At 53.6% G+C, this 14,413-nt stretch carries 16 protein-coding genes; 8 read left to right on the top strand and 8 right to left on the bottom strand.

From position 1 onward, the window contains the following. Positions 1-8: 8 nt before the first annotated feature. From E0L35_RS08515 to E0L35_RS08505, 3 genes are read right to left on the bottom strand one after another with little or no spacing between them, the layout of a single operon-like run. Positions 9-1,316, bottom strand: a complete 1,308-nt coding sequence (locus E0L35_RS08515; protein WP_022523978.1) for a TRAP transporter large permease subunit — start codon at positions 1,314-1,316, stop codon at positions 9-11. Continuing rightward, entirely contained in the window at positions 1,306-1,827 is a 522-nt protein-coding gene (locus E0L35_RS08510) for a TRAP transporter small permease subunit (protein ID WP_138800057.1), read from the bottom strand. Before E0L35_RS08510 ends, E0L35_RS08515 begins: the two co-directional genes overlap by 11 nt. A 57-nt stretch (positions 1,828-1,884) precedes the next feature. Further along, entirely contained in the window at positions 1,885-2,910 is a 1,026-nt protein-coding gene (locus E0L35_RS08505) for a TRAP transporter substrate-binding protein (RefSeq protein ID WP_249362112.1), read from the bottom strand. A gap of 793 nt (positions 2,911-3,703) precedes the next feature. On the opposite strand from E0L35_RS08505, the gene rsgA reads away from it, so the two are divergent. From rsgA to asd, 3 genes are all read left to right on the top strand, one after another. Further along, on the top strand, positions 3,704-4,723 hold the full coding sequence (gene rsgA / locus E0L35_RS08500; RefSeq protein WP_138800055.1) for a small ribosomal subunit biogenesis GTPase RsgA: 1,020 nt from the start codon (positions 3,704-3,706) through the stop codon (positions 4,721-4,723). Positions 4,724-4,741: 18 nt separating this feature from the next. Further along, a complete protein-coding gene (locus E0L35_RS08495; RefSeq protein WP_138800054.1) occupies positions 4,742-5,584 on the top strand; it encodes a sulfurtransferase in 843 nt (280 codons plus the stop codon). Positions 5,585-5,835: 251 nt separating this feature from the next. Beyond that, entirely contained in the window at positions 5,836-6,669 is an 834-nt protein-coding gene (gene asd / locus E0L35_RS08490) for an archaetidylserine decarboxylase (RefSeq protein ID WP_138800053.1), read from the top strand. 21 nt (positions 6,670-6,690) lie between these two features. On the opposite strand, the gene E0L35_RS08485 is transcribed toward asd, so the two are convergent. After that, positions 6,691-7,353, bottom strand: a complete 663-nt coding sequence (locus E0L35_RS08485) for a TetR/AcrR family transcriptional regulator (RefSeq protein WP_022523985.1) — start codon at positions 7,351-7,353, stop codon at positions 6,691-6,693. 182 nt (positions 7,354-7,535) lie between these two features. On the opposite strand from E0L35_RS08485, the gene E0L35_RS26605 reads away from it, so the two are divergent. The 3 genes from E0L35_RS26605 to E0L35_RS08475 are packed head-to-tail and all read left to right on the top strand — an operon-like array spanning position 7,536 to position 10,239. Beyond that, a complete protein-coding gene (locus tag E0L35_RS26605) occupies positions 7,536-8,078 on the top strand; it encodes a biotin/lipoyl-binding protein (RefSeq protein WP_249362111.1) in 543 nt (180 codons plus the stop codon). After that, positions 8,075-8,692 carry an HlyD family secretion protein gene (locus E0L35_RS26600; RefSeq protein WP_249362116.1) on the top strand — a complete coding sequence of 206 codons (618 nt, stop codon included), beginning with the start codon at positions 8,075-8,077 and terminating at the stop codon, positions 8,690-8,692. The genes E0L35_RS26605 and E0L35_RS26600 overlap by 4 nt, the downstream gene beginning before the upstream one ends. 38 nt (positions 8,693-8,730) lie before the next feature. Continuing rightward, a complete protein-coding gene (locus E0L35_RS08475) occupies positions 8,731-10,239 on the top strand; it encodes a DHA2 family efflux MFS transporter permease subunit (RefSeq protein ID WP_231500663.1) in 1,509 nt (502 codons plus the stop codon). Between the two features lie 28 nt (positions 10,240-10,267). Here the strand turns inward: E0L35_RS08475 and epmA are convergent, their stop codons facing one another. Then, complete coding sequence (epmA, locus tag E0L35_RS08470) at positions 10,268-11,248, bottom strand: EF-P lysine aminoacylase EpmA (protein WP_009287746.1); 981 nt, start codon at positions 11,246-11,248, stop codon at positions 10,268-10,270. An 86-nt stretch (positions 11,249-11,334) separates the two neighbouring features. Next, the gene (gene efp, locus E0L35_RS08465; RefSeq protein ID WP_022523987.1) at positions 11,335-11,901 is read right to left on the bottom strand and encodes an elongation factor P; all 567 of its coding nucleotides are present in this window, start codon (positions 11,899-11,901) and stop codon (positions 11,335-11,337) included. Positions 11,902-12,065: 164 nt separating this feature from the next. On the opposite strand from efp, the gene epmB reads away from it, so the two are divergent. Further along, complete coding sequence (gene epmB / locus E0L35_RS08460) at positions 12,066-13,100, top strand: EF-P beta-lysylation protein EpmB (protein ID WP_022523988.1); 1,035 nt, start codon at positions 12,066-12,068, stop codon at positions 13,098-13,100. A gap of 71 nt (positions 13,101-13,171) precedes the next feature. On the opposite strand, the gene E0L35_RS08455 is transcribed toward epmB, so the two are convergent. Both E0L35_RS08455 and E0L35_RS08450 read right to left on the bottom strand, forming a co-directional pair. Further along, positions 13,172-13,570 carry a type II toxin-antitoxin system VapC family toxin gene (locus E0L35_RS08455; protein WP_236557278.1) on the bottom strand — a complete coding sequence of 133 codons (399 nt, stop codon included), beginning with the start codon at positions 13,568-13,570 and terminating at the stop codon, positions 13,172-13,174. Next, on the bottom strand, positions 13,560-13,799 hold the full coding sequence (locus E0L35_RS08450) for a type II toxin-antitoxin system prevent-host-death family antitoxin (protein WP_022523990.1): 240 nt from the start codon (positions 13,797-13,799) through the stop codon (positions 13,560-13,562). The genes E0L35_RS08455 and E0L35_RS08450 overlap by 11 nt, the downstream gene beginning before the upstream one ends. A gap of 248 nt (positions 13,800-14,047) precedes the next feature. On the opposite strand from E0L35_RS08450, the gene E0L35_RS08445 reads away from it, so the two are divergent. After that, on the top strand, positions 14,048-14,413 hold the full coding sequence (locus E0L35_RS08445; protein ID WP_022523991.1) for a hypothetical protein: 366 nt from the start codon (positions 14,048-14,050) through the stop codon (positions 14,411-14,413).

Here is a 14,413-nt window from a genome sequence, read left to right as displayed (position 1 = left end):
AATCCTTTTTAGCTGAGTGCGGCAGGCAACCAAAGTGCTATACCAGGAAAAGCCAACATAAATACCAGTATTGCTATTTGTATAAGCATAAATGGCCAAAGCGAAGCGTATATTGTCTGAAGGCTGATCTCAGGTGGGGCAACACTTTTCAAATAAAATGCAGCCGGCCCAAATGGAGGTGACAAAAATGCAACTTGCATCGTTAGTGAAAAGAGCACACCAAACCATACTGGGTCATAACCTAAATGAGTTACAATGGGTACAAAAATAGGAATTGTAAGAAGCAGTATTCCAATCCAATCCATAAACAGCCCAAGCACAAAAAACACTAGCATCATAACCAAGATTGTTGCAAAAGGAGAAATACCTAGCCCAGCAATAAAGCTAGTAACATACTGCTGCCCCCCTGAGAGATTGTATATTCCAATTAATACAGCTGCGCCAAAAGTTACCCATAAAATGATACCGCATGACAGGAGCGTCCTTTTAAGCGCTTGCCACACTAACTCTTTGCAAAGCTCTTTGCGTGCATATATCACCATAAGGGTGGCGCCCACAGCTACCCCAGCTGCTTCTGTAATTGATGTTACTCCTCCATAGATGCACCCAAACACGATAAAAATTAGCAACAGAAACGGAAGGAAGCCATGAATAATGTCCTTCCAACCAATGGCTTCGACTTCTACTTTATCAGGCATTGGGGCTAGATTTGGATTTAACGTACAACGAATATAGATATAAGCATAATAGGCAAGCGCTAATACAAAGCCTGGAAAAAATGAAGCAAGAAACAATTTATGTACTGAGACTTCAGCGGTGAGCCCATAAACAATTAGCACAATTGACGGAGGGATCATTGTCCCCAAGGAACCGCCAGCACAGATCACGCCAATTGCCAGTTTTTTATCATAGTTAAGCCTCAACATTTGAGGTAGAGCCACTAGACCGAGCAGAACAATCTCACCACCTATGATACCGCTTATGGCAGCCATAAAGATGGATATAACAAGCGTAACGGTCATTACCCCACCTTTTCGGTGTCCAAATAGTTTATTGAGACTATTGTAAAGGTCGTGAGCTATTCTCGATCTTTCTAACAGCGTTGCCATAAATATAAACAACGGAATAGAGAGTAACGCATACTCAGTAGCCAGCCCATATATCGTTTTGTGGGCAATGGCGATGACGGGAGTACCATAATTAAAATAAGCTATTGTGATCGCAAGAGAGCCCGCAGCAAAGGCCAGCGGCACACCTATGGCCATCAGAAATAGAACGCCAAGAACAAGTACTAGGGTAATTAACTCAATCGACACGTCCCTTCTCCTCAGCCAGTGAGCGAGTGTCGTTCCCCCGCATATTGTTGACGAAATTGATAATCGCGTAGATCGCTATTATCAGTGCTGCGCACACTATGGCAGGCTTGACTGTCGCAGGTATGGGAGGATTCCAAGCGGTACCAAAGCGCTCCCACGTTGACAATGCTTTCCATGAACTGGGCCAACCGAACCAGGATACCGCCAAGCAGTAAGTAAGCACGCAAATAAGCTGGATACAGTCGAATACTCGCTTTAGCCAAGATGGCGAAGCGTCATATAAGACGGTAATACGGAGGTGTTGGTCGAGCTGCATTGCATAGACACCTGCCGCCGCATAAAGAATCGCAGATAACCAAAGTGCCAGCTCATTGGCCCACAGGGTGGGAGATTTAAATATATACCTGGCTAACACTTCGTAAAAAGTGACGGCCACAATCACGAGTAGCAGCAAAGAAAAAAGTGCCGTTATTGTTTTTGCAATCGATGACTTATGCTTAGCAGGTGGCATAGAGTCTCTCCTTGAGTAAGCCGAGGCCTAATGACCTCGGTTTATTGGCATTTTCATCTATTCAAGGATGCCTATTTTCGTCATATAGGCGATATGTGAATCGTACGCGGCTTTTGCTTCAGGACTACGTGTCGACCAATCTTCCCACACGGCTTGAGCTGCTTCCCTGAATGCCTGACGGTCTTCCTCGCTCCAATCGTGCAGAGTTACGCCTTCTTTCCTAAGTTCTACTGCTGCTTGACGATCGAGCATCGTGGAGTCTTGAACTATCTCCAATGCAATGGTATCCAGAGCAGAACGAAGTATTTGTTGCTCTGCTTCACTAAGGCTATTCCACTTTTCAAGATTCATCGCCACGTGCTCAATGGGCATTGAATGAAAACCCGGATAAGTAGCGTGCTCTGCTATATCGTAGAGACCTAAACCTTTATTCACTGCCAAGGTGGATGCATCCGCGCCGGAAACGGTTCCTGTGGACATCGCCGTAAACACTTCACCAAAAGGCATTACAACTGGGCCAGCTCCCAAACTTGCAAATATTTCAGACTCCATACCAGGAGGAGAGCGGAACTTCCAACCGTCTATATCTTCTATCCCCGCCAACTCAGTAGTCGAGCTGAGCGCTTCAGGAGTCGCGACAAACACTCCAACCAAGTGCATATCAAATTTGTGGTATAGTTCGTTAGCTAGCTCTAATCCACCTCCATCTTTATACCAACCGATTAACTCGTGAGGTGTGTTGTACCCTCCCATGATATCGCCATAAAATTGAAAGGCTGGATTTTTACCCGTTATATATCCTGCCCCTGTTGCATCACCATCAATAATTCCCATGCTGGCTGACTCAAATGCCTCAGACGCTTTCACTACTGCTGAGTCAGTATGCATTTTTATATCTAAACTACCGCCTGACATTTCGTTTGCCAAATCGGCAAATCTAATAAGAGCCTCCCCTTGTAGCGATGAGGAACTATGATGCGTTTGAAAGTTAAGCGTTGTTACATCTTGCGCGTAACTGTTGGTTAAAGGCGTGAGTAAAGCAATGCCAAGCGCTGCTACGATAGATCTTTTTATAGTTTTCATAAGCTGCTCCATGTTTGCGATGCATGCTGTGATATATCAAAAAATATTAATAGCAGCCCTCAGATTGCTGTGTCAAATAGCCCTTGGTGAAGATTTTTTAAAGACCCATAAAAAGACTAGTGAGACCTATGCTTATACAACCCTATAATTCAGCCTGGCTCAGAACATAAAATGTATAAGAATACATTTTATGTTATATAAAACACTTCCTTACGAGAGCCACTCCGATTTCAGGTGCATACGACATAAGGTCATCTGATTTGACGCCCACAGTAAATGCGTAGTGAGCAGCTACAATGCCTTATACTAATTGATGAGTGCTCTTGAGACATTTCACCAGACAGAGCGAGCGCACAACCTCCGCGAATCTCACCTTGAGCACGGTTACGATACCTTGTAATGCTTAGCCTTTTTAGGTGTTGATGAGAGCACTGCAATGAGTAGCAGACTTGAATGCAACCTGAATAGTGAAAAACAAAATAATACTTAAGGAGCCTCTGATTAACGTAATGAGTGAAGGCCAGACAAGGCAAAAATCAACGAAAAAAGGATCGGATTCGCGCGCGAATTTACGGGTTGTAAATGAGCATTTTGATCGGACTCGCGCACGAGGCGATTTTTAACGCCGTATGGTCGAGCGCAATAGTTAATCAGAGGTTTCTTAAATAACACTGAAAATAGACCCTTCAAGCAGCTACAAAGGAGAGCTTGGCTACTTGATGGCATCTTTGATAAGTACAATCACACCTTTGATAGGTACAATGACATCTATTGTAGCGATCATCAGGTGGTCATGAGCAAACGTAAATTAAGTCGCCAGCAGCAGTGGCGAGTCGAGAAAGTCCAGGCGGAACGTGCCCAGCGCGCCGAAAAGCGCGATGTGCAAGACGCTGAAAAACTCGCCGCCGGTGAATACGGTGCCGAACAGCCGGGCCGTGTCGTTGCTCACTTTGGACGCACCCTGGAGGTGCGCAATAGCGATAATGAACCGGTGCGCTGTCACTTACGCGCCAACTTGGATGGCCTAGTTACCGGCGACAGAGTGATATGGCGCGCAGGGCAAGAAGGCTCCGGCGTGGTGGTGGCACGGGAAGAGCGCGACAGCGTGCTAAAGCGCCCCGACGCTCGCGGCCTGCTCAAACCGGTGGCCGCCAATATTGATCAGCTATTGATCGTATTTGCGGTCGAACCCGCACCTCACGCCAACCTTATCGATCGCTATCTGGTCGCCGCCGAGGCCACCGGTATAGCGCCAGTGCTGGTGCTCAATAAAACCGACCTGCTGCCAGAAGATGGCGGCGAGTTAGGCAAATTATTAGAACGCTACCGCGATTTGGGCTATCCCGTCGTACGCACCACCACCGCTACCGAAACCGGGCTGGATGATCTGCGCAGCCAGCTTGAAGGCCGCACCTCGGTATTCGTCGGTCAAAGCGGCGTGGGCAAATCTTCGCTAATCGACCTGCTGCTACCCGATGAAACCCTGCGCATTGGCGCGCTCTCGGAAGACTCGCGCAAAGGTACTCACACCACCACCACGGCACGCCTCTATACCATGAGTCGCGCTGAAGTGGCCGACGGCAATCTCATCGACTCACCGGGTATTCGCGAGTTTGGCCTGGTGCACCTCAACGAGCAGGAAGTCACCGACGGCTTTATTGAGTTTCACGACTATATTGGTCACTGCCGCTTCCGCGACTGCCGCCACCGCAATGAGCCAGGCTGTGCTTTACTCGCAGCGGTCGAGGCAGGCAAGATTCATCCAGCACGCTTTACCAGCTACCGGCGCATACTTGATAGCTTGGATAGCTAGGATTTAGAGGAGTTACTCATGAGCACCGAAAGCCAATCGTCGGAATCCAACCTGCTGCCGCTAATCGTTGAGCCTGAACAGCTGCAGGAACATTTGGGTGACCCACAGCTGCTGATTATCGATGTACCGGTCAACGGCGATAGCTATCGCCAAGGCCATGTGCCTGGGGCTATCTTCCTCGATTTTCGCTACTTGATGCGCGGTGAAGGGCCTGTGCCCAGCGACGTTCCCAGCGTCGAGGCGCTATCAAGGCTGTTCAGTGCCCTGGGCTTAACCCGCGATACTCACGTGGTCGCTTACGACGACGAAGGCGGCGGTTGGGCGGCACGGTTACTGTGGACGCTAGACCTGATCGGCCACACTCGCTACTCCTATTTGAACGGCGGCATTCACGCCTGGCGCGATGCGGGCCTGGAAGAGAGCACAGAACCGACCGCCCCAACCCCCAGCGAATACCACGCTGAGTTTCTCAACCCCCAAGCCCTGATTACCTGCGACGAAATCAAAGAAAAGCTCGATGATAGGCAGTTTGCGGTATGGGATGCGCGCTCCAAAGATGAGTACGATGGCTTACGCGGTAACAACAAGCACCTGGGCCATATTCCGGGGGCGGTCAATATGGATTGGCTCCATGCCATGGATCGCAACCGCGCGCTACGTATACGCGATTACGCCGAGCTGATCACCGAGCTAGGCGCCCTGGGCCTCACGCCCGACATGGAAATTGCCACCCACTGCCAAAGCCACCACCGCAGCAGCTTCACCTGGCTGGTCGGCAAGGCACTGGGCTTTAATATGCGCGGCTACGCGGGTTCCTGGGGTGAATGGGGCAACCGCGACGACACACCGATTGAGAAGTAATAACACACTCTTCCCCAATGTTTAAAACAAATATGTGCTCGATCAAGAGCGCCGGGGACAGGTTGTAGAGGGGGTCATTTGCCATGGCCGGAAAATGTTCCATACCATTCCGGCATTTCCGCCATCCATGGCGGTCAGATGGCAAATGTAGCGTCCAAGGAAGGGTTCACAGCGCCCCCTCGTAGACCTGTCACCGGGGTAGCTCTTAATGGCAATATCCCACTACAAGCCACTGCCAAAAAGTAACCACTGTGACTCTTTCCCAAAAAGCCTTTTCGCTACTCCAATATCCGCTGCCTCACCACGCGATCTCGCGCCTAACCGGCCAGTTCGCCCAGTGTGACAATCCCTGGGTGAAAAACACCTTGATTAAAGCGTTTATCAAACGCTTCAACGTTGATATGAGCCAGGCGCTAGAGCCAGACCCTACCGCCTACGCTACGTTCAACGACTTCTTCACCCGTGCGCTCAAAGCGGATGCCCGCCCGCTAGGCGACGGTATCCTCAGCCCCGCCGATGGTACGCTCTCCCAATACGGACGCCTACAGGCCGGACAACTGGTGCAGGCCAAAGGCCACACCTACTCCGCGCAAACCCTACTCGGCGGCGATACGGCACTGGCAGAAGAGTTTTTAGGCGGCAGCTTTGCCACCGTTTACCTCTCCCCACGGGACTATCACCGGGTGCATATGCCGGTAACCGGCACGTTGCGAGAAATGATCTACGTACCTGGGCGACTCTTCTCGGTCAACCAGGCCACCGCCAACTACGTGCCGGGCCTCTTCGCCCGCAACGAGCGCTTAGTATGTATCTTTGATACCGAGCACGGCCCCATGGCGATGGTACTGGTTGGTGCGATGATCGTCGCTGCCATCGAAACCGTCTGGTCAGGGCAGGTGACGCCGCTTGCGGGCTGCCCTCAGCGCACACAATTTAGCCAACCTATCACACTTGAAAAAGGCGCTGAGATGGGCCGCTTCAAGCTCGGCTCAACGGTGGTGATGTGTTTCGCCAAGCCGCCCAATTTCGCAAACAATCCGCTGGGCAGCATGGTGCAGATGGGGCAAACGCTGGGAGCTTATTGATGACCTTTCCCCCTGAACGACCTAGGTCGAAGCACTAGCCGCACCTGAGAGGAAGAGCTCGACACAGCGTCGAGCTCGAGCGTTGCACCGCGTCTCGTCAAGACGCACATGGCGACCAAGCAGAGCGTCAATGTGCCATTCACCAAGCAACATGCCCATAAACATACCGGCCGCTTCACGCGGATCGTCGAGGTCAAGACGGCCGCTATCCACCTGCTCGCTTAAGTAAGCAGCTAGCGCCTGACGGGTCTGGTCGGGGCCGCGAGTGAGAAACAGCTCACCAAGCTCCGGAGCCCGTTCGGCCTCAAAGGCTAAGCCGCGAACTAAACGGATCACGCCCGGCTCGAACACCAACGTCAGCATTCGGCGGCCTAGCTCGTACAGCACCTGCTCTAGGGCTTGGTGATCCCGTCGCCCCTCCTCCAGCACTGCCCAAGCGGTGGAGATATGACGCTCCATCGCCGCTGTGAATAATCCCTCCTTGTTACCGAACTGCTTATACAGCGTCGCCAAAGATCCGCCGGCGCGGGCAACCACTTCGTTAACGCTGGCACCGGCATAGCCCTGTTCAAGAAAAACATCCCGGGCAGCATCCAGCAAACGTTCACGGCGCGCCACGCCGCGCGACGTTACGCCATCAGTTATGTTGCGACCGAGCATATCTGGCGCGGTTGAGCGTGGCATTGACACTCCTATAGAGGTATATAAAGAAGGATTAATTATAAAGACGCGGCGCACAGAAGTAATATTTTTTGCCCTGGAAATGTAATGTAGCATTCATTACACTATTTGTCTTTTTCCCAAGGGAGGTGTCTTTGCCTCACAGGGAGCCCTTAGCAGGAGCGCTATTGCCTTAAGGAGTGGTCATGACATCGAATACTAAGCCGGGCGAGCCCCCGGATGAGCGCCAAAGCAGCCATACCGTCGCGGGTCAAGATGCCCACTCCAGCGGCAAAACTAGCCGCAAGTTACTCGCTATGGTGGCGGGGATTATCGTCCTGGCGGCGCTAATTTGGTGGGGCATGGGCTGGTGGCAAACCGGGCGCTTCATGGAAGAGACCGACAATGCCTACGTGCGCACCGACAGCGTCGCGGTACGCGCCGAGCTATCAGCGCGGGTCGTCGAGGTGGCGGTAGATGATAACCAAACGGTCAAGCAAGGCGATCTGCTGATACGTCTAGACGCCGAGAGCTACCGCGACCAGGTGACCCAGGCCGAGGCCCAGCAGGCAGTGGCCGCAGCCTCAATCGCCCAATCACACCGCCAGGTAGATTTGCAACAGGCGGCTATCGATCAGGCCACGGCTCAGCAGCAGGCGGCCCAGGCTAATCTCGACCAGGCGCGCCAGCATCTGGAGCGCTCCTCGTCGCTTGCCGTCAACAGCGCGAAGATGACCAGGCCGCACTGAGTGTCGCCCAGGCAAAGCTTGCCGAAAGCCAAGCCGCGGTTGTCTCGGCCAGGCGGCAGCTAGCCGTGGCCGAGAGCGACGTGACCCGCGCTGAAGCCAATCTGGACGCCGCTAGCGCCGATCTTGACTATGCTCGCCACCAGTTGGATAAGACCCGCATCGTCGCCCCCCGGGACGGCGTGATTGGCAATTTACGCGTTGAGGTCGGCACCTTAGCGCAGCCGTCGCTGACGCTTTTGCAGTTGGTACCCATCGAGTCGGCCTACGTGGCGGCCAACTTTAAGGAGACCCAGCTCGAGCGGATTCGCGTCGGCCAGCCAGTCGCGGTGCATTTGGATGCCTACCCGGATATCACCTACGAAGGCATCGTCGACAGCCTATCGCCAGCCACCGGCACCGAGTTCAGCCTGCTGCCCCAGGACAATGCCACCGGCAATTTCAACAAAATCGTCCAGCGGGTGCCGGTCAAGATCCGCGTCACCGGCCCCACCGAGGCGCTGAGCCAACTGCGCGCCGGGCTATCGGCCGTGCCCGAGATCGATACTCGTCATCTTGAACCACAAAATGACTCCCGCCCTGCCCAGCAGTTGGCAGCGGAGCGGCCCAAGTCATGAGCGAGACGGTCGCCGGCTCGGTGACGGGCGTCAACGACATGCCACCCTGGCCACAGCGCATTGGCTTCATTGCTGCGGTGTTTGGCATGTTCATGGCAATTCTGGATATTCAGATCGTCGCCAGCTCGCTCAACGAAATCCAGGCGGGGCTCTCAGCCAGCGAGGATCAAATCTCCTGGGTGCAGACCGCTTACCTGATCGCCGAGATTGTGATGATCCCGCTGTCGGGCATGCTGATGCGCATTCTCTCCACTCGAGTAGCCTTCACCCTGTCGTGCGTCGGCTTCACCCTGGCGAGCCTGGGCTGCGCGCTGGCCACCTCGATCGAACAACTGATCGTGCTGCGCGCCATTCAGGGCTTTATGGGTGGGGCGATGATTCCCATTACCCAGGCAGTTAGCTTTTCGATCTTTCCCCGCCGGGTAATGGGCAGCGTGCAGGCGGTGATCGGCATGGTTGTCACCATGGCACCCTCGGTGGGTCCCACCGTGGGCGGCTACATCACCGAGACGCTCAGCTGGCACTGGCTGTTCCTGGCCAACGTGATCCCCGGCGTTCTGGTCTGCTGGGCCGCCTGGACATTTCTCGATATCGATAAGCCCAACCACGCGGTCGCGCGCCACCTGGACTTGATCGGCCTGGTATTGATCGCGGTGTTTTTGGGCTCGCTAGAGTTTGTGCTTGAAGAAGGGCCCGGCGATGACTGGTTTGCCAGCCAGCGAATCTTGCTGTTCAGCCTGACCTGTCTGGTGGCGGGAGCCTGGTTCTTCATCCGCACCCTGCGCAGCGACCACCCAATCGTCGATCTGCGCGCCTTTACCAACCGCAACTTTGCCATCGGCGCCGGGATGGGCTTTATCATCGGCATCGCGCTCTACGGGCTGGTCTACATCATGCCGCTGTTTTTTGGCTATGTGCGCGGCTATTCGAGCCTGCAAATTGGCCAGGTGATGTTCGTCACCGGGCTGACGATGTTTCTTTGCGCGCCTATTGTCGGTCAGCTGTCCAACCGCCTCGATCTGCGCATTATGCTGTTTATGGGCCTGCTGCTGGTCGGCGTGGGCACCATAATGAACGCCAATCTTACCGTGGAGTCGGGCTTTTGGCAGTTCTGCGTGCCGCAGATCGTGCGCGGCATGGGGCTGATCTTGTGTATCATTCCAGCCTCGCGTATTGCCCTGGGCACCCTGCCGCCGAGCGAGGTAGGCAACGCCAGCGGGCTTTTTAACGTGATGCGCAACCTGGGGGGTGCCATGGGACTGGCGCTGATCGATACGGTGCGCGACATCCGCGAGGACTTTCACTGGAATCAGCTCATCCCTGCTATCGATACTAGCCGCGAGGTCGTGGTAGCGGAGATCGCCAAATACCAAGCGATGCTCGCCGGCTCGGTGCCCGATACCTATCACACCGCCGTCGCCATGCTGGCGCAACGCGTCTCTCAGCAGGCACAAGTGCTGGCCTTTAACGACATCTTTACTTGGATGGGACTGATCTACATTGCCAGCGTACCGCTGGTATTCCTACTGCGGAGGATTTCGGCTTGACGGCTTGCAGCCTGTTAGCGACTAGCCGCTAACAGCTGGGCGTTGAGAATGTAAGCACGTCTTCCAGGCGTGCCTTGCCGAGTGCCAACTGAATCAAGCGATCTATCCCCAGCGCCACACCGGCGCCTTCGGGCATTCCGTGCTCAAGTGCGGCCAGCAGCCGCTCATCCACATCCACTTCCGGTAAGCCCAAACGGCGGCGCTCAGCGTTATCTTCAGCAAAGCGCGTGCGCTGCTCAGCCGCATCGGTCAGCTCATCGTAGCCGTTAGCCAACTCAATACCGTTAAGATAGACCTCAAAGCGGGAAGCCACCCACTCACCATCTGCATCTTGATGGCGCCGAGCCAAGGCTGCTTGGCTAGCCGGATAATCAACTACCACGCTTAGCTCCTGCTGGCCTAACTGCGGCTCGATCACCACGCTCATTAACAGGTCAAGACAGGTCTCGCGGCCTTCATCAGCTAAGGATTGGGCAGACATTTGTGCCCGCTCGGCAGCTATCGCCCTCAGCCTATCCAGAGACGTCGTGAACGGATCAACCTCTACGTAAGTATGAAACAACTCCCGGTAGCGGTAATGCACAGGTGGGCCCGGGAAACTGGGCAACAGTGACATAATGAGCGTCGCAGTCTCATCAATCAGTTGATCCAGCGTAAATTGCGGCCGATACCACTCCAGCATAGTGAACTCAATATTATGGCGGGCGCCGATTTCGCCATCGCGAAAACTTCGCGCAAGCTGAAAGATCGGCCCACTGCCCGCTGCGAGCAAGCGCTTCATATGGAATTCAGGGGAGGTTTGTAGCCATAGACGGCGCTGCCCTTTGTCCGTGCGCGCCAGAGTGTGCAGCGACACCAAATGGATATCCGTGCTTCCCCCCTGCCCCAGCACGGGCGTTTCCACTTCCAGCACGTCACGCTGGGCAAAAAAAGCGCGCACTTTGGCCATTAACCGCGCCCGTTCGCGCAGCGTTTCAAAGGACGCTGAGGGTTGCCAATCAATGGCCATAACGACTCCTTGAAAAAATCACCTTAAATAATAATGGCCACGCACAAAGCGTGGCCATTAAGACATACAAGCGCCCTGGAAAGCGATCAAGCGCGTGAGACGTAGTCCCCACTGCGCGTATCAATTTTCAGCACTTCACCCTGGTTGATAAACAGCGGTACACGCACCACAGCACCAGAAGACAACGTCGCAGGCTTAGAACCACCCTGTGCCGTATCGCCTTTCAAACCGGGATCTGTTTCCACGACTTCCAACTCGATAAAGTTAGGCGGCGTCACGGAAATGGCCTTATCATCCCAAAGCGTAATGATATAGGGCACCTGCTCTTTCAGCCACTTGATGGTATCGCCTAGCGCTTTTTTCTCTACCGCATACTGCTCAAACGAGCCATCGGTCTTCATGAAGTGCCACATATCACCATCGGTGTAGAGATACTCCATCTCTAAATCCATGACATCGGCACCTTCCAGCGAGTCACCGGATTTGAAAGTCTTCTCACCTACGCGGCCAGTCATCAAATTCCGCAGTTTAACGCGGTTAAACGCCTGCCCCTTACCGGGCTTGACCAGCTCGTTCTCAACGATCGCACAAGGATCGCCGTCGAGCATTACTTTCAGACCGGCCTTGAATTCGTTGGTAGAATAGTTCGCCATAATGTCTCTCAATCATCCATTTCAGTTATTTGTATCAACAGGTGGTGCGCGAAGCCATACTTTGCCGCTGTCAGCAGGTTTATATACCAGTAGCTATATGCCAGCAGCGTTGCAAATGGCGTCGTTAAATAAGTGCGCGCATGATAACCCGAAGGAGGGCTTTTTTGCAGGAGAACATCATTATTGCCGCGTCTGAAACGCAAAGCCATCGCGACTCACTGGCGCATTCCACTTGGCAGCAGCAGCTTTCTCATGCCATTCGTGATCCGCAAACACTTTGCGAACGGCTGGGCCTAAGCCACGACTGGTTGGCGGGCGCCAAGGCTGGACATGCACTGTTTGACGTATGTGTGCCTGAAGCGTACCTCAACAGAATAGCCTATGCCGACATAAACGACCCGCTGCTGCGTCAGGTACTGCCGCTTGGCGAGGAAGCACTAACGCCACATGGCTACGTCGTCGATCCGCTTGAAGAAGCCGAACATCGGCCCGCCAAAGGGCTGATCCATAAGTATGCTGGCCGAGTGCTGCTTATCGCCAGCCCCAACTGTGCCATCAACTGCCGCTACTGCTTTCGCCGCCATTTCCCCTACAGCGATAACTCACCCTCCAGAGCGCAGTGGCTGGAAGCGCTGGATTACCTGCGTGCTGACACCACTATTCACGAGGCGATTCTGTCTGGCGGCGATCCGTTGGCCGCCAGCGATCGCCAGTTGGCATGGCTGGTGGAGCAGCTAGAAAGCATCCCGCACCTAAAACGGCTACGCATTCATACCCGCCTGCCGGTGGTGATTCCCGATCGGGTCGATGACGCTCTGCTTGGCTGGCTTTCCTCTACACGCCTGCAAAAGGTGGTGGTGTTGCATATTAACCACGCCAATGAAATCGACCAGGCGGTGGTAGACGCCTGCGCGCGCCTTAAGCAGGCGGGTGCAACACTACTCAACCAGAGTGTACTGCTGCGCAATGTGAACGATAGTGTCACGGCCCTTACCGCACTTTCTGAACGGCTATTCGAAGCAGGTATTCTGCCCTATTACCTGCATGTACTGGATCCTGTGCAAGGCGCTGCGCATTTTGATGTGCCGGACAGCGAAGCACGCGAGCTGGTTGCTCATCTTCGCGATCATTTACCCGGTTTCTTAATGCCACGCCTAGTGCGAGAAATTCCTGGAAGGGGAAGTAAAACGCCGTTGTGACGCATGTTGAAGAAACAGCGGCACTGAGACGTTTGAATGGCTCAGTGCTGAAGCCTTAAGCCACAAGTTAGTTATACCCTCCGAATAGGCCCAGCATACTGAGCCACCAGCTCATCCGCAGTAAGCAGCAAAAATCCCTCAGCTTCTGCCTGGGCCACCAAAATTCGATCAAAAGGGTCTTTGTGGATGACTGGTAAATGAGCAACGTTAAGTGTATGCAATGAATTGATAGAAAGTTCTAAATAACCGTTATCCAGCAGCCCACGACGCAGCAAGTGCGGGTCAACGTGAAAATCAGGGCGTTGCAGACTGTTCTTAATGACCACTTCCCATATGCTGGCAGCGCTAAAATAGAGCCTGTTATCTTCGTCATTAATCATAGCTCGCGCATCAGCAGAAAGCCTCTCCGGCGCTGCCGCCGCCCAGAGCAAAACATGCGTGTCCAGAAGTAGATTCACATCAACCTCCAAACATCTCGGCTATTTCCTCCTGTCCCATACGATCAAAATCATTAGGTATCTTAAACTGGCCTGCCAGAAACCCCAGACGCTTTTGCTGGCCAGAAGCAGGGCTATCAATGGCCGTCACGCGTGCCATCGGTTTGCCTGCTTTGGCAATAATAAACCCCTCCCCCTCGGCAGCCCTCGCCACCAGCTGAGACAACCGTGTTTTAGCTTCGTGAATATTGATAGCCTCCATATAAAATCTCCTAAAAATGCGGCTTTGTTAGTAAGCTTAGTTTAATAGGTTTAGTTTAGCCGAGGCGAACGCTTTTACAATGCATCCCCTTCATTGAAAAAACAGCGCTAGGTGTTGCTACAGTTAATCAAGACATGTCACCCAGATCGTAAAAATATCGTTTTCTGCTAAAGTTATAGTGCTAACGATTTCTGACGTTGAATTAGCCTCAACGTTGGGCATCTCACTCAGCAGGAGGCCATAGCGTTATGTCACCATCCCTCTCGTCCAGACCGGGCGCTTTCGTCCTCTTAATAGCCTCGCTTGCCGGGCTGGCCATCGCTTTATATGCCTATTTCACACCACTAACCGGCGTCACTGGAACGCTTGGGGCACTGGTCGCCATTGTGGCCTGCCTCGCCCTTGCGGTGATGGCGTTACTTCTCTTTAAAGTTAGAGGGCGTGGTGCTTCCATCGTACTGCGGATACTCATACTGATGGGGCTTGCCGGTACATCTTTCGCCGGAATGCTGCTGCATCAGTGGTGGATCAGCGCAGCCATGGTAGTCGGTCTGATCGGCTTGATTGTTGATATGGTTCGCGCAACCCATCACGCCCGTCTCACCCACACCTGA

The sequence above is a fragment of the Halomonas sp. ATBC28 genome (assembly GCF_005937175.1).
GTDB lineage: Bacteria > Pseudomonadota > Gammaproteobacteria > Pseudomonadales > Halomonadaceae > Vreelandella > Vreelandella titanicae.
The sequence above is the reverse complement of the archived record's forward strand: the minus strand, read 5'-3'. Positions and strand labels throughout refer to the sequence as shown.

What these genes read in the sequence shown, in the direction of transcription:
- E0L35_RS08510 (WP_138800057.1), bottom strand. Translation starts at nt 1,827, where the DNA reads ATGCCACCTGCTAAGCATAAGTCATCGATTGCAAAAACAATAACGGCA.
- E0L35_RS08505 (WP_249362112.1), bottom strand. Translation starts at nt 2,910, where the DNA reads ATGAAAACTATAAAAAGATCTATCGTAGCAGCGCTTGGCATTGCTTTA.
- rsgA (WP_138800055.1), top strand. Translation starts at nt 3,704, where the DNA reads ATGAGCAAACGTAAATTAAGTCGCCAGCAGCAGTGGCGAGTCGAGAAA.
- E0L35_RS08495 (WP_138800054.1), top strand. Translation starts at nt 4,742, where the DNA reads ATGAGCACCGAAAGCCAATCGTCGGAATCCAACCTGCTGCCGCTAATC.
- E0L35_RS08485 (WP_022523985.1), bottom strand. Translation starts at nt 7,353, where the DNA reads ATGCCACGCTCAACCGCGCCAGATATGCTCGGTCGCAACATAACTGAT.
- E0L35_RS26605 (WP_249362111.1), top strand. Translation starts at nt 7,536, where the DNA reads ATGACATCGAATACTAAGCCGGGCGAGCCCCCGGATGAGCGCCAAAGC.
- E0L35_RS08475 (WP_231500663.1), top strand. Translation starts at nt 8,731, where the DNA reads ATGCCACCCTGGCCACAGCGCATTGGCTTCATTGCTGCGGTGTTTGGC.
- epmA (WP_009287746.1), bottom strand. Translation starts at nt 11,248, where the DNA reads ATGGCCATTGATTGGCAACCCTCAGCGTCCTTTGAAACGCTGCGCGAA.
- efp (WP_022523987.1), bottom strand. Translation starts at nt 11,901, where the DNA reads ATGGCGAACTATTCTACCAACGAATTCAAGGCCGGTCTGAAAGTAATG.
- E0L35_RS08450 (WP_022523990.1), bottom strand. Translation starts at nt 13,799, where the DNA reads ATGGAGGCTATCAATATTCACGAAGCTAAAACACGGTTGTCTCAGCTG.
- E0L35_RS08445 (WP_022523991.1), top strand. Translation starts at nt 14,048, where the DNA reads ATGTCACCATCCCTCTCGTCCAGACCGGGCGCTTTCGTCCTCTTAATA.